Here is a 19932-nt window from a genome sequence, read left to right as displayed (position 1 = left end):
TTCAGAGACCGAATCGGCCCGAGCCGCGGCCCTGGATCAGTCGGGCCGCCGCGCCGAATACGGCACGGCGAGCGGGGGTGTAGGGGAACCAGAACACGTCGTTGTCGAGTGTCGGAATCCAATTGGCGGCAACGACTTTCGTGTGGGTGAACTTCAGCAGTCCGGTCTCCGACAGCCGGGAGCCGACACCCGACTTCTTCCATCCGCCCTGCGGCACATCGGCGCACACCATGTTGGCGACGAAGTCGTCGATCGACACCGCGCCGGTGTCGAGCCGGTCGGCGACGCGTTTGCCCTCGGCGACCGTGGCCGCGAAAACCGATGCGGACAAACCGAATTCGGAGTCATTGGCGAGACGGATAGCTTCGTCGGCGTCGGCGACGCGCACGATCGGCAGCACCGGGCCGAAGGTCTCCTCCCGCATGACGGCCATGGAGTGGTCCACGTCGACCAGCACGGTCGGCTCGAACCAGTTGCCCGGCCGGTCGATCCGGTTGCCGCCGGTCAGGATCCGCGCCCCCTTGTCCACCGCGTCGCGGACCTGGCGGTCGACGATCTGAAGTTGCGGCGGGTGGATCAGGGCACCGACATCGCTGTGGTCGTCGACACCGGACCGCAGCTGTCGCACCTTGGTGACTACCCGATCCACGAACTCGTCGTAGACGGACTCGTGCACGTAGACCCGTTCGAAGCCCATGCACACCTGACCGTTGTTGGCGAAGCCGCCGTACACCGCGCAGTTGGCCGCGCGCGCGATATCGGCGCCCGCGAGCACGATGAGCGGATCCTTACCGCCCAGTTCGAGGCTGACCGGGATGAGGTTCTCGGCCGCCCGCACCGCGACCCGCCGGCCCGTGGCCACCGATCCGGTGAACTGGATGTAGTCGGCCGCGTCCACCAGCGCGCTACCGACCTCACCGCCGCCGAGCAGCACATCGAGAACCGGTGGGGCGCCGATGTCTTCGCGCCAGCCCCGCACCGCCTCGATGACCACGCGCGGATTGACCTCGGAGGGCTTCAGCGCGACCGCCGACCCGGCCAGCAGGGCGGGGATGGCGTCGCCGAGGGTCAGCAGCAGCGGGAAGTTCCAGGCCCCGATGACACCCACGAGCGGGAACGCGGACCGGTGCACGGTGTAGCGCTTGCCGAAGGTCAGCGGCGACGAGCCGCGGACCGGCCGCGGCTCGAGCAGCGCGGGCGTCACCCGCAGGTAGTAGTCGATGATCTCCGGGATCAGGGTGGTCTCGAGGGTCGGCTCGTTGCGGACCCGACCGCCTTCCTCCATCGCGATCTCGATCAGGCGCGTGGCGTTGTCGAACAACCACTTTCGGTACCGTTTGATCCAGGCGGCTCGGCCTTTGGCACCGATGCGCACCCATTCGACCTGGGCGGTGCGCAGCCGCTGAGCGACCGCGTCGACGTGCGCGGCGTCGTGCGCCACGATCTCCTCGATGAGCGTGCCGTCGGCCGGGCGGTGGATCTTCAATGTCGTCATCGGCGGGTTCACTTCCGCAGCTGCTGGGCGACGCGCAGCACCCGGCCGAGCGGGACGCGGATCGCGGCGGGCAGCTCCCGGGCGGCCAGCATCGGGCCCGCCAGCGACACGGTGAAGACGCTGCCGAAGGCGGGACTGGTGACGTCGTGCTCGACGCCGTCGATCGTGACGGTGCCCGCCAAGCTGACGTAGCCGGTGATGAACGCGACCTTGCTGCCGCCGGGCGCGGTCTTGATCGCACGCTGTGCGGCGGGGAGCCGGGTGATGGTGATGTCCACCGAGCCGGCCGGGTTGCTGTCGGTCAGGCGGAACTTGTGGGTGTAGGAGACACCGTCGTAAGTGCGGCGTTCGAGGACGTCGATCGTTCCGGTGACGAACAGGTGGTGTTCGCGGCCGTCGGCGCAGATCGACGCGAACGGCACCGCCTCGCCGTCCCGAATGAACCCCCCAGCCTGTACGACGACGCCCGAGGGCCCCGCCGCCGGTGACCAGTACCAGTTCCAGCCCTCCACGAACGTGGGCGGCTTTACCTCACCCAGGTAGGGCTCGAGCCAGCCGAGGGTGCCGTAGAGGTGCTCCATGTAGCCCAGTCCGGTGACGTCGTACGTCTCGTCTCCGACGCGGATCGTGCCCTTGGCGTCGGCGCGGTAGATCACCCAGTGCTTGAGCTGGTTTCCGATGTAGCCCTCGCGAGCCTCGGTGACGTCGGCGGTGTAGAGCAGGTGGGCTTCGATCCGCGCACCACTGCTCGCTTCGCCGTCCACATCCAGTGTGTAGGAAGGGTATGCGCCCCGCATGCGGTTGCGGCCCAGAGTCACGTCCATCGATGTCGCGCTCGCCCGGATGGAGTCGCGGGTCAGCGGCCCGCTGCCGAAGTCGGCGAAGATGCCGCCCTCGGGGGAGATGATGACCCGCCGATGTTCCTCGATCACCCCGTCGAACTTGGAGAAAATCGAGATCAGGGTCATGCCGTGGATGGGGGCACCCGGCGCCTCGATCTGGACGTTCGCGTACCACCACTCGATCGGATGCCGCTGCGGGCTTGCCGCTTCGCCGACGACCGATGGGTCCAGGTGCTCAGCTACCGACGTCACTGTCATCGCTCCTAAATCTGTAACGATTGCGTTCTAGATGAACTGTTACGGTAGCGTGGCAGATCTTGGCGACGTGGTCAAGGAGCGAGTCAGGAGACCCCGTGACACCCGCACAGCAGCGCGTCTACGGCGGCGAAACCGCCGTACAGCGGACCGAACGTCGACGCAAGGCGTTCATCGACTCCGCCGTTGCCGTGGTCGCGGCAGGCGGCTGGCGTCAGCTGAAGGTGGAGCGCATCGCCGAGCACGCCGGCATCGGCAAGCGCTACTTCTACGAGTGCTTCACCGACCTGGACGCGCTGGCCGCCGCCGTCATCGATGAACTGGGTACCGAGGTCCTGCTACTCGCGGTCGCCCCGGACAACACCGTCCCGCTGGAGCAGATGGTCCGCAGCATGGCCGCCAATCTCACCGAATACGCACTCGCGCAACCTGATCGGCTTCGCGTGTTGTTCAGCGAGATGGCCGCGACCGAGGCGGCCGTCCGGCGCCGCACCGAGGCCGTGTACCGGATCGTCGAAGTGCTCGCCGCGGAGGCTCGAGCGGTCCACGGCGACGACCACTCACTCATCGATGTCGCGGCCACCATGTTGGTAAACGGCAGCATCCAGGCCATCCTCGACTGGCTCGACGGCACGCTGGCGCTGACCCGGCAGCAATTCATCGACCACATCACGACGATGTGGCTGATGATCTCCGATGGTGTCCGGGCCGCCCACGGCCCACGGACCTGACACCGACCGGCCGAGTCGCCCGACGAGGCACTCGCCGCCGGCATCTCGCCCTCTCCGACATCCGAACCGCGACGATCCGTGACACGAATCACGATCTAGCGAGGCGTGCGGGAGTCGATGGCGGGGCATGAGAGGGATTTCAGACCCCCAACAAAAGCCTCTTATTGCACGTATAGTGCACGAAAAAAAGCAGGCCATCGCCAAAAAGGCTCTGACCTGCGGTTTTTAAGTGGTCCCAGCTGGTTTCGAACCAGCGACCTTCCGCGTGTGAGGCGGACGCTCTCCCGCTGAGCTATGGGACCGAACACTGTATCGAGAGGATTTGGAGGGCCTCTCGAACGAGATGGAACATTAGCACGGTGCACCCGGGTGACACCAAATCGCCTCGTGAACGGGGGCTTCGGGGTCCACAGCTTGTTCTGTGGACCGCCGCCCGCACGCTCGGGTCCAGCCGGGGTTCCACCAGTGGAATGGTTCAATGCGCATATCTACGTTATTTCATGCCGGAGGGCAGCACATCTGAGGTCGGCACCACCAGAGGCCTGCCGCCCGGGCGGCAGGGCACAAGTCGAGGAGCGTCCGGCCACCACGTCGAGGGCGACAGCTCGATCGAGAGCTCGCCCGATCGGGAAGTCCGAGCCTCGACCGCAACCGTCACGGACGATTCGGCGCGCATCCACCGCCGCCACACCCCCGCCGACGACCGAACAACACCCCTGTAATTCACATTTGGGCCCATCTACCAGCCGATTTGTAGTCTGCGCCGACCGTCGGCTAATGTTTTCCTCGCACCACGGAGAGCAGCGAAGCCGCAAGGCAGACAGCCTCCGGAAGTGCGAATGCGGATGTAGCGCAGTGGTAGCGCATCACCTTGCCAAGGTGAGGGTCGCGGGTTCAAATCCCGTCATCCGCTCGAGAGGTAGGTTAGACATTCATGTCCATCCTCCTTTGCGCGGTGGAGTGGCCGAGTGGTGAGGCAACGGCCTGCAAAGCCGTGCACACGGGTTCGATTCCCGTCTCCACCTCGCGCGATTAGCTCAGCGGGAGAGCGCTTCCCTGACACGGAAGAGGTCACTGGTTCAATCCCAGTATCGCGCACCACAAGAAGGCCCCGGTTTCGACCGGGGCCTTCTTGCGTTTCCGGGCCCGACGGGTCACGGCATGTAACCCAGGTCACTCCCGGCCCGGATTCCGTCGACGCTCCCCTAGGATCGGCACTCGGCGTCGCCGGGCCGGTGACGGCGACGCGGACCAGCAGTACGGAGGGGCGAGCAGTTGAGGCAGATCCTGTTGTCGGCGGGGATCGCCCTGTTCGTCACCATCACCCTCACCCCGGTCCTGATCCGGGTGTTCGCGCGCCGCGGCTTCGGGCAGGAGATCCGGATCGACGGGCCCGCCAGCCACCAGACCAAACGCGGCACCCCGACGATGGGCGGACTCGCGATCGGCGCGGGCGTGTGGGCGGGGTTCCTCGGCTCGCACCTGATCGGCCTGCTGTGGGACGCGCCGGGACCCAGCGCATCCGGCATTCTGGTGCTGCTGCTGGCCTCGGCGCTGGGCATGGTCGGATTCCTCGACGACTCGATCAAGCTGCGCAAACACCGCAATCTCGGCCTGACCGCGGCGGGCAAGTATCTCGGGCAGATCGGCGCCGCGGTGGTGTTCGCGGTGCTCGCGCTGCGTTTCCCCGGCGCGACCGGGCTCACCCCCGCCGGCCACAATCTCTCCTACGTCCGCGACATTAACACCATCGCCTTCGGGTCGCTGATCTTCGTCGCGTTCATCTGCCTGCTGGTGGTGGCGTGGTCGAACGCCGTCAACATCACCGACGGACTCGACGGGCTCGCGGCGGGCTCGATGAGCCTGACGCTGGGCGCCTACGTGGTGATCACGCTGTGGCAGTTCGAGAACTCGTGTGAACTCAGCCCCGGGCGCGGGTGCTACAACGTGCGCGATCCGCTCGATCTCGCGGTGGTCAGCGCCGCCGCCGCGGGCGCCTGCATCGGGTTCCTCTGGTGGAACGCGGCGCCTGCCAAGATCTTCATGGGCGACACCGGCTCGCTCGGGCTCGGTGGTCTGGTGGCCGGGCTGTCGATCACCAGCCGCACCGAACTGCTCGCGGTGGTGCTCGGCGCGCTGTTCGTCGCGGAGATCATGTCGGTGGTGCTGCAGATCGTCGTCTTCCGCACCACGCACACGCGGTTGTTCCGGATGGCGCCGTTCCATCACCACTTCGAATTGAACAACTGGCCCGAAACCGCGGTGATCATCCGGTTCTGGGTGCTGGCCGGTATCGCCTCGGCGATCGGGCTGTGCCTGTTCTACGGCGAGTACATCACCGCGCTGTAGCCGGGAACTGTCGGCCCGCCCCGCTACGCTGACCCGACACGAGCGAGCGGGAGGTGGCCCAGTGAGTACCGGGAGTGGGCGGGAACTCGATCACGACATCGCCACCGATGTCTCCTTCGAGCTCGAGGAACTCGACGAGCTGGTCGCCGAGTTGCTCACCGAGCACGCCGAACGCGCGGCCAGGGACGCGCGCATCGTCGCCCTGCGCTTGGGCATCGGCGGGCAGCGCCCGGAAACCCTCACCCGCATCGGCGCCCGCTACGACCTGGCACGCGACCGGGTCCGCCAGCTCTACGCCAAGGCGATCGGGCAGCTCGTGCGCGAAGCCGCCCGCTCCGGGCACCGCTGCGCCGAGGTGTTCGGGCACCGCTACCCGCGCGGCGCGGGCGATCTGCGGCTGGTGCGGGAACTGCTCGCCGAGACCTACGCCACCGACACCGATCTGGTGGCGATGGAATGGTCGTATCTGAAGCTGCGCCTGGCCGGGCACGACCAGGCCGACGCCAAGCGCGTCGCCGGGTACGTGATGCAGCGAATCCTGGGCTGGCAGAAGAAGACCGCCAGCATCCTGGCCAAACTACAGCCTCTCGACGAGACCGACGAGCTGGGGCCGCTGCTCGACGACGTCGAGTGGGCCACCAGCACCCCCGCTCCCCTGCCGACCGCCTCGGCCCGCGTCGCCGACGGCGACGACGACGGCCGCGGCCGCTTCTATCTCGCCACCGTCGGCCGCGACGTCGCCTACGACTCCGCGCTGGCGGCCCGATTGCTGCGCACCCTCGACGCCAGTCCCGCGGTGACGGCGTTCCAGGAGGAACCGACGGCGCTCACCTACAGCTTCGATGGCGCGGACCACGTGCACTATCCGACGGTCGCCGCCCAGCTCGCCGACGGCCGGACGGTGCTCGTCGACGTCGTCCCGCTGGGCCGGATCGCCTTCCACCACACCCGGATCCAGAGCGAGCTCGCCCGCGCCTACGCCCACGACCACGGCTGGGGCTGGCTGGCATGGACCGGCAGCGCGCTGGACCCGGCCCGGCTGCGGGCCCGCGCCACCGACCCGGCGATCGAGGAACGCATCGCCGCCGATCTCGACCGGGGCCCCTACGATCGGGGCGCGCTGGCGAGCCTGCGCGCCGAGACCGGCCTCGAACTGCTCGACCTGGCCGGTCTCGTCCTGCGCAACGACTGGCGGTGGGACCGGACGCCCATGCGCCTCAGCGCGTCACCATCGCACCGGCCAGCACGGTGATCACCAGCAGCATCGCGCAGCAGGTCAGCCACTGCCACTGATTGATCGTGCGGTCCATCCGCCCGATCGTCGCGCGCAGGCCCGCCGCGATCCGCTGCTGGGCCACCAACTCGCTGCGCACCCCGGCCAGGGTGATCGCCTCGGCGTCGGCGTTCACGCCCGCGCGGTCGATCCGGTGGTGCAGGCGGGTGACCAGCTTCTGCTTGTCGCGCACGGTCTGGCGCGACACCGCCAGCTGGACCCGCTGGTCACGCAGCTCCCCGCGCTGATGCTCGATCATCGCGGCCTGCGCCGCGGTATGCCGTTCCCAGGTGCCCACCTCGGCCCACCCTCCTGTCGTCGAATCCGCATGACCCCAATGGATCTCGCCGGTCACCCAGCCCTGGAGGAAGTCACGCAGTTCCCAGCCCGGTCGCACCGGACCGGCGAAACCCGTCTCGCCGGCGGCGAGCATGCCCTGATCGATGCGGTAGTCGGCGGCCGCGGGCGAGAAATCGGCGATGCCGACCGCGGGCACCAGCGGCACCCAGTAGCCCTGCGGGCAGACCCACAGCACGTCGTCGATACCCGCCGCCTGCAGGCGTCTGCGGTGCGCGCGGGCCGCGGTGATGTCGAGGGGGCCGCTGCGCACCTCGACCACGCAGCGCCGGTCGCCGCGCCGCCAGAAGATGTCGACCGGGATGTCGCCGACCCGGGCGTCGACCTCGGCTTCCTCGGCGCCTGCCGCGGTCAGCCTGCCGCAGATCCAGTGTTCGAGTCGCTGGGTATTCCATTGGGTCGCCACGCATTCGGGGCAACCACAGCCGTATCCGGTACGTTCCGGCGCCGCCCGCCGGGTTCCTTCGGAGATGCCGAGTTCGTCGAGCAGCGCCCGCCGTCCGCACACCACCTGGGTGTCGCTTCGCCGCTTCGTCCTCACACCACACTCCCTCACCAGGGACCCTGACGTGCGCCCGCGCCCACGCCCTGTTCTTCAGGTTCCCGCAGCCACCGACCGGCCGCCAGCCCCCTTGACCCGCGCTCGGGAGCGTCACCGACCGGTGATCGAGATCACAAACGCGACTCCACTTGAATATCAAGCTATTTCATTGTGCCGACGTCGCAGAACGTCGCCGAGATCTTGATCATTTCGATACACAGACCGGGCCTGTTGCCCGTCCATTTCGTCCGGATTACGAAACGCTTCGGCGCGTCGCCGATCCGGTCACCGGGACATCGCGACGACGCGGCCGCAGCGCCCGGTGGATATGATCGCTGCGGCCGGGGCGGGCACGCTCGCCGAGCACGGGAAGTAGGGTGTGCATGAACCACGCTGAGCACGACGAGTCCATCGGGTCGATGCTGGCGAGTATCGCCGCGGCGCTGCGTGAGGTCAGTGACAAGCTCGATATCGTCGCCGCCCGGGTCCAGCAGGAAGTCCCCGCCTTCCCCGCCGACGAGGATCTGCCCGACCAGACCAGGATCCGCAGGCTCGAGACCTGGGCATTCCATGCGTCACAGGACATTTCCCGGCTCAGCGCCCGGCTCGACGCCCTCGACGGTGGCGATCCCGAACCGGCGCCCCGCGCCCGGGGTACCCGCAGCCGCCGGGAAGTGCGGGAGGCCGCCGAAGCCGCCGAGCGCGCGGCCACCGATCCGGGCGCCGGAGAAGAGTTCTCGGCCCCGCCCGGCGACCGGCCGCCGCTGGAGCGCCGGCATTCCCGGACCGATCACCTCGGCGACCCGACCTGGCCGCTCACCGTCGCCCCGGTCCCCCGCTCCTCGACGAGCTTCGAACCGGTCGGTGAGTCGGCTTCCGAGGCAGCGCCGTTCGCCGATACGGCGCGGGCCGTGCGCTCGGGTCGCGCGGGACGGTCGGCCGAGAGGTCCGCGACAGGGGGCTTCGCGTCGCCGACCGGGTCAGCCGTGGGCACGCTGTCGGAGGAGGCCGCCGGGTCGGCCGGTTCGGTGCCGCCGGTGAACGGCAGCGATCGTGCGGTGCGGGTGAACGGTGCGAGCCGGGTGCCCGGTGATGGCGCCGATCGTGTGCCACCCGTGAACGGCCGGGCGCCGGTGAACGGTGCGTCCAGGGTCAACGGTGTGAAGCCGCGCAACGGTGTTCGGGTGCTCGACGAGGCGGGGGCGGTGCACGAGCTGCCTGCGCGGGGAGAGTCGGGCGTCGGTGACCGTGTGCAGGGTGTGCGGGTCGCGGCGCCGGTGGCGGATGGGCATGCCGTCCCCTTGTCGGCGGGGGCGGGTGCTGCGGCAGGCTCGGATATCGCAGCTGCCGGGCGGGTCGATGGATCGCGAGGTGTCGACGGATCGGCGGGTGCGGGTGCCGCGGCTGACGTGGGTGCCGTGGCTGACGTGGCTGACGTGCGGGTCGATGGATCGCGAGGTGTCGACGGATCGGCGGGATCGGCGGACGACGCCGCGGCGACGGTGTCGGCGAAGGGAATCGAGCGCGACGACGCGAAGCTCGCGGCGCGCGAGCCGGGCACCGGCGTGTCCGTACCGCAGCAGCAGGCCGAGGAGACGAGGGTCGCGACAGCGCAGCCGGTCGATGATGTCGCCGCGGCCGAGTCCGCGCGGCGGTGGGCCGATCGGCTCGCGGCGGCGGCAGCCGACCAGCCGACAGGCGACGTCGTTCCGACCGCGGCCGCGCGGGAGTGGGCCGACCGGCTCGCGGCCGCCGCGCAACAGCAGGTCGACGATGTCGTTCCCACGGCTACCGCCCGCGAATGGGCCGACCGCCTCGCCGCCGCGGCCGAACTGGATATGCGCGCGGCCGCCGCCGAACGGAGCCGGGAGGCTGCGGAGCGGGCCGGGACGACAGGCGGTGTCGCCGCGCGGTTGGGGTCGGCGAACGGCCGGGCGGTCGAGTTGTCGGACGACAGTGTGATCGAGGCCGTGGACTGGCAAGTCACGCAGCGGTTGCCGCAGAACGGTGCGAGCCTGGGTGGTGCGGCCGGTGCTTCGGGTGGTGACGCCGAGATCGCCGGGCGGACGGTGTCGATCTCCGCGCTCGGGCGCAATGGGGTGTCGCCGGACGCGGGACTGTCGGGGGTGACGACCGGGGCTGTGGCTGGCGACGGAACCGCAGCTGAGGCCGGAACCAGGATCGGGGCCGGAACCAGGATCGGGGCCGGAGCCGAGACTAGTGCTGCGGCCGAGATCGGGGCCGGGACCGACATCGGGTCCAGGCCCGGGGCCGAGATCGGGGCCAGGACCGAGATCGGAGCCGGAGCCGGGGCCGGGGCCGGGGCCGGGGCCGGGGCCGGGGCCGGGGCCGGGGATGAGCTCACCGTGCCGGGTCGTACCGCACCAGGGGTTGCCGTGAGTGGCGGTGACGGCGTGATCAACGGGGTCGTCACGCCGCAGACGAATGCCGCGCTCGTCGACGCGCTGTCGGATCCGCCGACCGAGACCGGGGTGCGGCCGCCCGTCGAGACGGGTGTGGAGCGGGCCAGGCCGGTCGGCAGGCCTGTAGGCGGGACAGCAGCCCCCGTCGTGGGTACCGGATCGTCGGAGGCATTGTCCGGCAATCGGATCGATGTCTCGAGCGGCGAACCCGAGCGGGTCGTGAGCGATCCCCGATCGGCCGGTCTCACCGCCGGTGTTCGCGGCGAGACCGCGGCGAACACCCACCAGGTGAACGGGTTCGATCCGCGATCCACCGCGGCACCGGTATCCGCCGGCTCGGGTACCACCGCCAGCGGCATCCACTGGACCTTCACCGACGAGGACCTGACCACACCCTCGACCCCGAGCTCGAACGGCTACGCCCGCAACGGCTTCACCGGTGACACACAGCGCCCCGGATCGATCTTCGACGACGCGGCCCCACGAGAGCGACTCACCGCCCCCGGTGACACGTCGCCGTCGGTACCGCCCGCCCGCCTGTCCGCGCCGAAGGACACCACGCAGACCACCGGCGGTGCAACATCTGCCGGATTCGGCGCCTCGTCGACCGCCACGCCGAGCACGGGGCCGGAACCCACGACCCGATTCGACGCACCGACGACCGGCCAGCCGAGCATGGGCCTATCGCCCGCAACCGGATTCGGCACACCGACGACCGACCCGGCAGGCGCAGGCACAACGCCCGCCAGCGGATTCGGCTCCTCGACGAGCACCCGAGACAACGCGAGTATCGAACCGGCGACCCGATTTGACGGCTCGACGACCGACCACAGCGGCACGGCCTTCGAACCCACGACGCGATTCGGCGCACCGACCGGTGATGACGGAAGCGCGCGCCTGGACTCTACGACGCGATTCGGCGAGACCCTGAGCGACCGAGGCGACGCGGGCATCGAGCCGACAACGCGATTCGGCTCCTCGACGAGCACCCGAGACAACGCGGGTATCGAACCCACGACCCGATTCGACGGCTCGACGACCGACCACAGCGGCACGGCCTTCGAACCCCCGACCCGATTCGGCGCACCGACCGGTGATGACGGAAGCGCGCGCCTGGACTCTACGGCTCGATTCGGGGAGACCCTGAGCGGCCGCGGCGACGCGGGCGGCGAGTCCACCACGCGATTCGGCTCTTCGGCGGCCGACCACGGGTACCCGGGCATCGATTCCGCGGGTGGCTATGGCGGCGAGCGGACGCAGACCGGCGGGTTCGCCGCGGCGAATCCGGGCGGGCCGGATGCGCCGGCGACCAGCCCACTCGATCGGGTGAGTTCCGATCCGGTTCCGCCGACCGCGACCGATGCGGCGGGGATCACCGTGACGGGGACGTTCCGTGCCTTCGATATCGAACGGGCGAACGTCGACAAACTGCAGGCGATGCTCGACGAGCTGAAGCGGTCCGCCGGGCTGCCGCCGGGACGGCGCGACGTCTTCGGACCACCGACAACCGACGCCGGCTGAGCAGCGGCGCCGTCCTCCGGTCCGGGCGCACACCGGACACCTCGCCGGACCACTGACACGGAAGCCGCGTCTGGCCGCCGCCAGCGGCACCAGCCGGGCACCGCCACCGACAGCGGAGTCCGCACCAGGCCTCGCACGCACGTCAGGCCTTGACACGCGCCCCGGCCGCTACCGACGGCCCACGCCGAGCTCCGACGCCGGTGCCCAGTCTGCGCCGCGACCCGAAAACCGCGCCAGGTCTCCGCCAGCGGCACCAGCCGGGCACCGCCACCAACAGCGGAGTCCGCACCAGGCCTCGCACGCGCCCCGGCCGCTACCGACAGCGCAGGCTGAACTCCGACGCTAGTGCCCAGTCCGCGCCGCGACCCGAAAACCGCGCCAGGTCTCCGCCAGCGGCACCAGCCGGGCACCGCCACCAACAGCGGAGTCCGCACCAGGCCTCGACACGCGGCCCCGGCCTCTGCCGACGGCGCGGGCCGAGCTCCGACGCCGGTGCCCAGTGTGCGCCCCGGCCGCTGCCGACGGCCCATGCCGAGCTCCGACGCTAGTGCCCAGTCCGCGCCGCGACCCGAAAACCGCGCCAGGTCTCCGCCACCGAGGACGGTCGAACGTCGGCACCGTCAGCCGGTTCAGCTAGCGGTTGTGGACCGGTCTGGCACCGGTGCAGCGGCCACCGGGCCGTGGGCATCGCCAGCCGGTCAGGCAGGCGCCACGACCAGGTCGGGGCGTGGGGCCTCGCGCAGGACGGTGCCGATGAGGTCGCGCAGGGCGCGGTGACCCGCGTCGGCGGTGTTGCGCGGGTGCCAGGCCATGGCGACGACCGGGGCCGGGAGCGGGAGGGGGATCTCGAAGGTCGTCAGGCCGAGGGAGAGCGCGGCGGGGCGGGCGAGCAGTTCCGGGGCGGGACAGACCAATTCGGTGGTGGCGACGGTGAACAGCGCGGTGGACAGGTCGGGGACGGTGGCGACCACGCGCCGGGTGCGGCCGTGCAGGGCCAGCCGGTCGTCGATGGGGCTGTGTGTGCGGCCGGTGGCCGAGACCTCCAGGTGCTGGGCGGAGGCGTAGGCGGCCACGGTGGGGCGGTCGGCGCCGAACGGGTGCCCCGCGGCGGCGAGGCCGATCCAGCGGTCGGCGAACAGCCGGGTGACCACCGTCTCCGGGTCGGTCTGGCCGATCATGCCGACCTCCACGTCGACCCGGCCGTCGCGCAGGGCGACCACCGTGTCCGCGGCGTCGGCGGCCAGCACACGCACCGTGACGCCGGGCAGCTGGGCGCGGACCGCGGCCAGCAGCGGACCGGTCAGCCGGGGGGCGACCGAATCGGCCACCCGGACAACGAAATCGCGATGGCGGCCCGCCCCGGTGTCGTCGCGGGCGGTGAGCAGCAACCGCGCCTGGTCGACCAGTCCGGCGACGTCGTGGCGCAGCTCCAGCGCCCGCGGGGTCGGCACCAGCCGGCGACCGGAGCGCACCAGCAGCGGGTCGCCGAGGACGGCGCGCAACCGGGTGAGGGTACGGCTCATCGCCGAGGTCGACGTATGCAGACGCCGGGCCGCCTCGGTCACACTGTTGGTCTCCAGCAGTGCGTCGAGGGCGAGCAACAGGTTCAGATCCAGCGCGTCCACGCGAGGATTATCACCAACGCGAGGATCACCGCCAAGTGTTGTCGCGGCGGCGATCCTGCGTGTCGGGCTACCGCTCGGCAACCGGCGCGGGCGCGGGTGCCATGGGGACGGTCGCCGGATGTTCGCGCAGCACCCGCCGGTAGGTGGCGGGCCGCACCGGGCGCACCCACTGGGCCAGCCTGCTGGTCAGCGGCAGCGGGGTGCGCAGGTCGTCGAGCATCTCGTCGATATTGGCCAGCGAGAACGGCACCACCGACGCGCCCTGGGCGTGATAGCCCGCCGAGCGTTCCCGCGACCAGTGCAGCCGCTCGTCGATCTCGGAGTTCATCTGCTCGGGCATCGGCGGCACGAACTTCCCGGTGAGCAGCCCGGCGATCCAGTGCGCGCCGACTTCCGCGCTCAGCGCGCTCACATTGGAGCTGTTGTAGCCGGCGAAGGTCAGGTTGGGCACCTCGACCGGCAGGATGTTGCGGAAGAGCCGGAAATCGCCCACCTCGTCGGTCAGGCTGCGCCGCACGAACGGGGTCAGGAACGGCACCTCCTGCTGGTATCCGGTGGCGCAGACGACGATCTCGGCCAGTTTCAGCGTGCCGTCGGACAGGCGCACGGCGGGCCCGTGCTGCCCGCCGATCAGCTCGGTGACCTCGGTCTCGCGGTGGACGGTGATCCGGCCCGCCTCGACCTGCTCGGCGAAGCCCTCGGTCGCCAGGCTCGCGCCGCTGTTGGTCATCTCCTCGATGCCGCCCGTCGGCAGCAGATCGAGCTCGCGTAGCCGGAGCTTGCGGGTCACCCGCTCCTGGACCAGATCCAGGTTCGCCTGCCGCAGGCTGAGCGCGTCGAGCCAGCGCTCGATGCGGCGCGGCTCCCGCGACCGGAAGTGCGCCTCGCCCAGGCGGGTCAGCAGCAGCCGCTCGTAGTCGAGGCCGAGATCGAGCGTGCGTGGCATCTTCCAGGTGAGCCTGCGCGCGACGACGCTGGTCTCGTCGGCCAGATGGCTGACGGCCTCGGCGACATCACAGGCCGACTTGCCGTAGCCGATCACGACCAGCGAGCGGTCGCGGGCCTGCTCGACGTCGTGGAAGTCCGACACGTGGACCAGCCGCCCGCCCGCGGCCGCGAACGCCGCCGCGCCGGGGAGCGCGGGCAGCACCGGGTCGCTGAACACACCGTTGGCGACGATCAGGTGATCGCAGGTGGTGCGGTGCACGCCGTCGCGATCACGGACCTCGAGCAGCCAGCCGCTGTCGACCGGGTCGGCGGCGACGACCTCGGTGCCCAGCCGCAGGTGTTCGGCCAGGCCGAACTCCTGGACGTACCCGGCCAGGTAGGCCTGGATCTGCTGGCCGTCGGGCCAGCGCGGGAAGTCCTCGGGCATCGGGTAATCGCTGAAGTGGTACCGGACCTTGCTGTTCTGCGCGCGCAGCCCCGGATAGCGTCGGGTGGCGCTCCACACACCTCCGACATCAGGGGCCCGGTCGAACACCTCGACCGGGAAACCCGCCCGACTCAACACTTTCGCGCAGGCCAAACCCGCCACTCCCGCACCGACGATCCCGATGCGGCTACCGCTCGTCATGGCGAGGAGAGTACTCGGCACCGGCGCGCGGGTGCCACCGCCGCCGGGCCGACCCGTGCTGTACTGGAACTATGACCAACAGTTCCGTCGTCGTCGATCGGGCCGGGCTCTGGGATGCCGAGGAGCTCAGTGACGTCGCCGCGGCGACCTTCCCGCTGGCGTGCCCGCCGGAGGCCACCCAGGGCGATATCGAGATCTTCCTCGAGCAGATGCTCTCGGGCGAGCGGTTCGGCGAGTACCTGTCCGATCCGGAGCGCACGGTCCTCAAGGCCGTCGAGGGTGACGAGATCGTCGGCTACGCCATGCTGGTGGCGGGCAGGCCGACCGATCCGGAGGTGGATGCCCAGGTCAGCCCGGGTGCGGTGGTCGAGCTGAGCAAGATGTACGTGCTGCCGGGGCATCACGGCAGCGGTGTCGCCGCCGCTCTGATGACCGCGGCGGTGGCGACCGCCCGCGACGCCGGCGCGGCGGTGCTGTGGCTGGGCGTGAACCAGGCCAACGAACGCGCCCAGAAGTTCTACGCCAAGCACGGTTTCACCCAGGTGGGCACGAAGACGTTCACGGTCGGCAACCAGGTGCACTCCGACTTCGTCTACGAACGGACGCTGGGCGACTCAGTCGAGTAGCGCGGCCCGCAGCGCGGTGACCTCGGCGTCGGACAGGCCGAGGCCGTCACGCACGTAGCCGTCGAAGCTGCCGTAGCTCTGGTCCGCCTGGTCGAACGCGGCGTCGAGCCAGCTCTGCTGGACGCCGTTGAGCGGGTCGGTGGGCGCGGCGCCCCGGTAGACGTTGGAGGCCAGGTAGTCCGCGGTGACGGTGGCCCGGTCGACGCCGAGCAGGGTCAGCAGGATCGCCGAGGTCCAGCCGGTCCGGTCCTTGCCCGCGCTGCAGTGGTAGAGCACGCCGGTACCGTCGGCGGCGATGATGTCGCGCAGCACGGCGGCGAACGCCTCGTTCGCGCCGGGCGCGGTGATGAACGCGCGGTACATGCCCTCGCCGCCGAACAACGCGCCCGCCAGGATCAGCGGCGGCGCCTGGCCGATGACGTCGTAGGAGTTGCCGACCGCGCCCGCGGGCAGCCGGTCGGCGCCGAGGCCGCGCTCGTAGCCGGTGCGCAGGTCGTCGACGACGCGCACGCCGAGGGCGCTGAGCCGGGCCAGATCCTCGGGGGTCGCCTTGTCCAGCGCGCCGGTGCGGAACACCAGCCCGGTGCGCACCCGGTGCCCGTCGGTGGTGCGGTAACCGCCCGCGTCCCTGGCGTTCTGGACGCCGGTGAGGCCGAGCAGCCGATCGGCGGTGGTCTCACTGGCGGGCGCGGGCGCGGCCACGGCCTGGCCGAGCGCCGGACCGAGCAGCACCGCCACTCCGGTCGCGGCGGCCAGACTCGCGCGCAGAGCACGGCTACGGGTCACGACAGGGCTCCTTCGACGACGCCGGGTCACGGTCAGCACGAACGTACCCGGCGCCGGTCGGTTACGCGGCGGCGGCCTCGAAGCGCGACAGCGCCAGCAGTCGCGAGATCGCGCGCAGGTACTTCTTGCGGTAGCCGCCGTCGAGCATCTCCTGGGAGAAGATCTCGTCGAGCTTGGCGCCGGAGACGGTCACCGGGATGCTGGCGTCGTAGAGGCGGTCGGCCAGCACCACGATGCGCAGCGCGACGGCCTGGTCGGTCACCGGGTGGACGCCGGAGATGAACACCGAGGTCACGCCGTTGATCAGGGCACCGTACTTCGACGGGTGCAGCGTGCTCAGGTGCTTCAGCAGCGCGTCGTAGTCGTCGAGGGTGGAGCCCGGGGTGGTGGCGGCCCGTTCGGCCAGGATGTCCGGCGAGGTCGGCTCGGGGGCGGGCGGCAGGTCGCGGTGGCGGTAGTCGGGACCGTCGACGCGCACCGGTTCGAAGATGGAGCCGAGCTTCTTGATCTCGCGCAGGAAATCCTGTGCGGCGAAACGACCCTCGCCGAGCTGGCTGGGCAGCGTGTTGGAGGTGGCCGCGATGGAGACGCCCGCGGCGGACAGCTCGGTGAGCAGGCGCGAGACCATCGTGGTGTCGCCCGGATCGTCGAGCTCGAACTCGTCGATGCACAGCAGGCTGTTGCCGGAGAGCCGCTCGACGGCGTTGACGAAGCCGAGCGCGCCGACCAGGTTGGTCAGCTCGCCGAAGGTGCCGAACGACTTGGGCGCGGGCGCGCTGTGGAAGATCGAGGCGAGCAGGTGGGTCTTGCCGACGCCGAACCCGCCGTCGAGGTACAGACCGGCGCCGCTGACGGCCTTCTTCTTGCCGAACAGGCTCTTCTTGGACGCGGCCTTGTGGATCTTGGCGACCTGACCGGCGAATTCCTCGGCCTTGGCGACCGCGGCGGCCTGGCTCGGTTCCTTGGGGTCGGGAATGTAGGAGGCGAAGCTGACCTCGTCGAACATGGGCGGGGGCACCATCTGCGCGACGAGCTGGTCGGCCGGGACCTCCGGATGGCGATCGACGAGGCGTTCTTGCATGAACGAATCGTACGGACGTGGTTGCATCGGATCCTATGCAGCGTATCCACAATGTGACCCAGCTCGCAGACCTCGACGACGACGCACTGGCCAGGTGCTATGCCTATCCCCGCCAGCTGGAACGCCCCTGGGTGCGCGCCAACTTCGTCAACAGTATCGACGGGGCGTTCACCGTCGACGGGGTCTCGGCGGGATTGGGCACCGACGCCGACCACCGCGTGTTCGGGCTGCTGCGGGAACTGGCGGAGGTGATCGTCGTCGGCGCGGGCACGGTGCGCGCGGAGGACTACGGCGGCGCGCACCCCGATCCGGACCGGCGGCGCGCGCATTTCCGGCACGGGATCGGCGGGTCCGCGGACGGCACGCCGCCACCGATCGCCGTCGTCACCGCGAGCGCGCGCCTGGATCCGGCGTCGAGGTTCTTCACCGACGCCGAGACCGCCCCGCTGATCATCACCACCGCCCACGCGGCAGCGGAGCAGGTCGAGGCGCTGGAAGCGGCGGGCGCGGAGGTGGTGGTCGCCGGGGAGGCCGCGATCATGCCCGCCGCGCTGCTGCGGGTACTCGCCGAGCGCGGCCTGCAGCGGGTGCTGTGCGAGGGCGGCCCGCATCTGTTCGGCCAGCTGGCCGAGGCCGATCTGGTCGACGAGCTGTGCCTGACCACCGCCCCGGTGCTGGTGGGCGGGGCGGGCGGGCGAATCTCGCTGTCGGCGAGCGGTTTCGACCTCCCGATGCACCGCAGGCAGCTCGTGCTCGCCGAGGACGGCACCGTACTGGCCCGCTGGGCCCGTCGATGAAACCTGGCGCCGAACCTGGCAGTGTGTAGCCCATGCGCTGGACTCGGGCCGCGGCGACGGCCGCGACACTGTCGATCATGCTCGCGGGCTGCGGGGCCGGACCGTCGGATCGGCCCGTCGTCGCTGTCGAGCGGCCGGGGGTCGGTGGCGCGCAGACCGAGACACCCACGGTGCCCGAACCGGCGACGGCGGAAGTCCCCAAGACCGACCTGGCCTGGAAGGACTGCACCGCCGCCACGCTTGGTTCGCTCGACTTCGGTCCGGCCCCGGCCGGGCTGGTGCTCGAATGCGCCGACTTCTCCACCCCGATCGACACCGCAGGCACCGTGCTCGGCACGTTCCGGGCGGGCGCGCTGCGCGCCCGGCTGCCGCAGACCCCGGCCGACGCCGCGCCGCTGGTACTCACCTCCGGCGCCGATCGTTCCTCGGCCTCGACGCTGGCCGGGCTGGCGATCGGGCCGAACAGCGCGCTGCTGGCCGCGCAGCCGATCGTCGCCGTCGACCGGCGCGGGATCGGCGCCTCCCAGCCCATCGACTGCATCCCGGCGCAGCTGCGCGCGGTGATGACCGACCTCGGCCAGTTCGGCATCGGCAGCGACGACCAGGTCGGCGCCGTGGCCGGCTACAGCCAGGACGCCACCATCGCCTGCCGCGACTTCCTGCAGCCCTACGAGGGCACCTTCGACGCGCCGCACGCGGCCGACGACATCGAACAGCTGCGCAAGCAGTGGCAGGTCGACAAGATCAACCTGCTCGGCACGGGCAACGGCGGCAAGGTCGCGCTCAGCTACGCCCGCCGCTACGGCGACCACCTGGCCCGGCTGATCCTGGACGCCCCCGAACCGGTCGGCGCCGACCTGACGACGATGACCGAGGCCGCCGTCACCGGCGCCGAGGCCGCCGTGACGGCGTTCGCCCAGCGCTGCAAGGCCGCCAACTGCGCCCTGGGCGCCGACCCGCGCGCCACCGTCATCGGGCTGGTGGCCAAGGCGAACAGCGGCGGCCTCGGCGATATCTCGGGCGCCGACCTCTCGACCGCGCTCACCGGCTTCCTGTCCAGCCCGCGCGGTGACCAGGCGAGCCGGGTCACCGCGCTGGCCGACATCCTCGCCGCCGCCGACCGCGGCGACCGCGCCCCGCTGGCGGCGCTGGTGGCCCGCGAATCCGCGGCGATCAACTCCGACGGCGAATTCGTCAACCGCTGCACCGACAGCCAGCAGCCGCCGACCCCGGACCGGGCCCGCGAGCTCGCCGGAACCTGGGCCGGCAAATATCCGGTTTTCGGTCGCACCGCCGCGATCGGGCTGATGGTCTGCTCGGCCTGGCCGGTCTCGACCGCGCCGCCGCTGCCGACGAAGCTGGACCTGCCGGTGCTGGTGTTCGCCGGTGCCGCCGACCCGATCGTCGGCGGGGCCGCGGCCTCGGTCACCGGCGCGCTCGGGGCGGCGGGCGCCCGGCACGCCACCATGACCTGGCAGGGCTGGGGGCACCCGGTGACCGCACACTCCGGCTGTGCGCAGAAGGCGGTCGCCGACTACCTCGCGGAAGCGAAATTGCCCGCCGACGGCGGTGCCTGCCCCGCCTGATCCAGGTCGTACGACCATGTGATTCCGGCGCGTCGGACGGGTCCGGCGACACCATCGCTACCCGATCC

The 19932-nt window shown here is 70.8% G+C and carries 14 protein-coding genes and 4 tRNA genes; 10 read left to right on the top strand and 8 right to left on the bottom strand.

All coding sequences use genetic code 11. The features are described 5' to 3' along the window. Position 1: 1 nt before the first annotated feature. Positions 2–1495, bottom strand: coding sequence for an aldehyde dehydrogenase family protein (locus AB0H54_RS11410; RefSeq protein WP_357344799.1), 1494 nt, complete (start codon positions 1493–1495; stop codon positions 2–4). An 8-nt stretch (positions 1496–1503) separates the two neighbouring features. Further along, on the bottom strand, positions 1504–2589 hold the full coding sequence (locus tag AB0H54_RS11405) for a hypothetical protein (protein WP_357344797.1): 1086 nt from the start codon (positions 2587–2589) through the stop codon (positions 1504–1506). 101 nt (positions 2590–2690) lie between these two features. Between AB0H54_RS11405 and AB0H54_RS11400 the strand changes: the two genes are divergently transcribed. Next, a complete protein-coding gene (locus tag AB0H54_RS11400) occupies positions 2691–3323 on the top strand; it encodes a TetR/AcrR family transcriptional regulator (protein ID WP_357344795.1) in 633 nt (210 codons plus the stop codon). Between the two features lie 230 nt (positions 3324–3553). Here the strand turns inward: AB0H54_RS11400 and AB0H54_RS11395 are convergent. Continuing rightward, positions 3554–3625: transfer RNA gene (locus AB0H54_RS11395), tRNA-Val, on the bottom strand. A gap of 539 nt (positions 3626–4164) precedes the next feature. Between AB0H54_RS11395 and AB0H54_RS11390 the strand changes: the two genes are divergently transcribed. The 5 genes from AB0H54_RS11390 (at position 4165) to AB0H54_RS11370 (ending at position 6924) form a co-directional block, all read left to right on the top strand. Continuing rightward, a tRNA-Gly gene (locus AB0H54_RS11390) sits at positions 4165–4236 on the top strand. Positions 4237–4277: 41 nt separating this feature from the next. Next, positions 4278–4348: transfer RNA gene (locus AB0H54_RS11385), tRNA-Cys, on the top strand. A 1-nt stretch (position 4349) separates the two neighbouring features. After that, a tRNA-Val gene (locus tag AB0H54_RS11380) sits at positions 4350–4424 on the top strand. A 174-nt stretch (positions 4425–4598) separates the two neighbouring features. Continuing rightward, positions 4599–5672, top strand: coding sequence for a phospho-N-acetylmuramoyl-pentapeptide-transferase (gene mraY, locus AB0H54_RS11375; RefSeq protein WP_355277444.1), 1074 nt, complete (start codon positions 4599–4601; stop codon positions 5670–5672). 61 nt (positions 5673–5733) lie between these two features. Then, positions 5734–6924: a hypothetical protein gene (locus tag AB0H54_RS11370; RefSeq protein ID WP_357344792.1), complete on the top strand. Its 1191-nt coding sequence runs from the start codon at positions 5734–5736 to the stop codon at positions 6922–6924. Here the strand turns inward: AB0H54_RS11370 and AB0H54_RS11365 are convergent. Then, complete coding sequence (locus AB0H54_RS11365) at positions 6890–7843, bottom strand: hypothetical protein (RefSeq protein ID WP_357344790.1); 954 nt, start codon at positions 7841–7843, stop codon at positions 6890–6892. The genes AB0H54_RS11370 and AB0H54_RS11365 overlap by 35 nt on opposite strands. Before the next feature lie 383 nt (positions 7844–8226). On the opposite strand from AB0H54_RS11365, the gene AB0H54_RS11360 reads away from it, so the two are divergent. Continuing rightward, positions 8227–11787, top strand: a complete 3561-nt coding sequence (locus AB0H54_RS11360; protein WP_357344788.1) for a hypothetical protein — start codon at positions 8227–8229, stop codon at positions 11785–11787. 698 nt (positions 11788–12485) lie between these two features. Here the strand turns inward: AB0H54_RS11360 and AB0H54_RS11355 are convergent. Continuing rightward, on the bottom strand, positions 12486–13412 hold the full coding sequence (locus AB0H54_RS11355) for a LysR family transcriptional regulator (RefSeq protein ID WP_355277453.1): 927 nt from the start codon (positions 13410–13412) through the stop codon (positions 12486–12488). 67 nt (positions 13413–13479) lie between these two features. Next, on the bottom strand, positions 13480–14988 hold the full coding sequence (locus tag AB0H54_RS11350) for an NAD(P)/FAD-dependent oxidoreductase (RefSeq protein WP_357344786.1): 1509 nt from the start codon (positions 14986–14988) through the stop codon (positions 13480–13482). Between the two features lie 71 nt (positions 14989–15059). Here AB0H54_RS11350 and AB0H54_RS11345 point away from each other — a divergent pair, with 71 nt between their 5' ends. Continuing rightward, entirely contained in the window at positions 15060–15614 is a 555-nt protein-coding gene (locus tag AB0H54_RS11345; protein WP_357344784.1) for a GNAT family N-acetyltransferase, read from the top strand. On the opposite strand, the gene AB0H54_RS11340 is transcribed toward AB0H54_RS11345, so the two are convergent. Both AB0H54_RS11340 and zapE read right to left on the bottom strand, forming a co-directional pair. Next, positions 15603–16400 carry a tyrosine-protein phosphatase gene (locus AB0H54_RS11340; protein ID WP_357344782.1) on the bottom strand — a complete coding sequence of 266 codons (798 nt, stop codon included), beginning with the start codon at positions 16398–16400 and terminating at the stop codon, positions 15603–15605. The genes AB0H54_RS11345 and AB0H54_RS11340 overlap by 12 nt on opposite strands. Positions 16401–16461: 61 nt before the next feature. Next, positions 16462–17481: a cell division protein ZapE gene (gene zapE, locus AB0H54_RS11335; protein ID WP_355277461.1), complete on the bottom strand. Its 1020-nt coding sequence runs from the start codon at positions 17479–17481 to the stop codon at positions 16462–16464. 35 nt (positions 17482–17516) lie between these two features. Between zapE and AB0H54_RS11330 the strand changes: the two genes are divergently transcribed. Continuing rightward, positions 17517–18278, top strand: coding sequence for a pyrimidine reductase family protein (locus AB0H54_RS11330; RefSeq protein WP_357344780.1), 762 nt, complete (start codon positions 17517–17519; stop codon positions 18276–18278). A gap of 32 nt (positions 18279–18310) precedes the next feature. Continuing rightward, a complete protein-coding gene (locus AB0H54_RS11325; protein ID WP_357344778.1) occupies positions 18311–19864 on the top strand; it encodes an alpha/beta hydrolase in 1554 nt (517 codons plus the stop codon). Positions 19865–19932: the final 68 nt, after the last annotated feature.

This window comes from Nocardia sp. NPDC050718 (assembly GCF_040654235.1).
GTDB lineage: Bacteria > Actinomycetota > Actinomycetes > Mycobacteriales > Mycobacteriaceae > Nocardia.
Note: the sequence above shows the minus strand (reverse complement) of the source record. Positions and strands in the feature narration are given on the sequence as shown.

Bases quoted from the DNA above. Each gene is read 5' to 3' on its own strand.
- AB0H54_RS11325 (WP_357344778.1), top strand. From the start codon at position 18,311: ATGCGCTGGACTCGGGCCGCGGCGACGGCCGCGACACTGTCGATCATG.
- AB0H54_RS11345 (WP_357344784.1), top strand. From the start codon at position 15,060: ATGACCAACAGTTCCGTCGTCGTCGATCGGGCCGGGCTCTGGGATGCC.
- AB0H54_RS11330 (WP_357344780.1), top strand. From the start codon at position 17,517: ATGCAGCGTATCCACAATGTGACCCAGCTCGCAGACCTCGACGACGAC.
- AB0H54_RS11360 (WP_357344788.1), top strand. From the start codon at position 8,227: ATGAACCACGCTGAGCACGACGAGTCCATCGGGTCGATGCTGGCGAGT.
- AB0H54_RS11410 (WP_357344799.1), bottom strand. From the start codon at position 1,495: ATGACGACATTGAAGATCCACCGCCCGGCCGACGGCACGCTCATCGAG.
- AB0H54_RS11350 (WP_357344786.1), bottom strand. From the start codon at position 14,988: ATGACGAGCGGTAGCCGCATCGGGATCGTCGGTGCGGGAGTGGCGGGT.
- zapE (WP_355277461.1), bottom strand. From the start codon at position 17,481: ATGCAAGAACGCCTCGTCGATCGCCATCCGGAGGTCCCGGCCGACCAG.